General features: G+C 55.6%; 1 pseudogene. It reads left to right on the forward strand.

Annotated features, from left to right (window positions below):
- Positions 1–261, forward strand: a pseudogene (locus tag Q4548_RS16885) (spermidine/putrescine ABC transporter ATP-binding protein); the annotation flags it as partial.

A 261-nucleotide genomic window follows, 5' to 3' on the forward strand; every position in this document is an offset into this window, starting at 1 on the left:
GTGTTTAACCAGGGCCGGATTGAGCAACTGGATTCACCCCGCAACCTGTACAACCAGCCGCAAACGGCGTTTGTGGCCGGTTTTGTCGGTTCTTCAAATGTCTTGCACGGTGCACTGGCGCAGCAATTGTCGGGAAAATCCGCCGCGCTGGCGATTCGACCGGAATATATTTCGATCAGACACTCCGGCTCCGCTGTTCCATCGGACACGGCATCCACCGAGCTCATCAACCTGCCCGGGGTGATTAAAGACGTGCAATAT

It is taken from the genome of Wenyingzhuangia sp. 2_MG-2023 (assembly GCF_030548295.1).
In the GTDB taxonomy this organism is placed as follows: Bacteria; Bacteroidota; Bacteroidia; order Flavobacteriales; family Flavobacteriaceae; genus Wenyingzhuangia.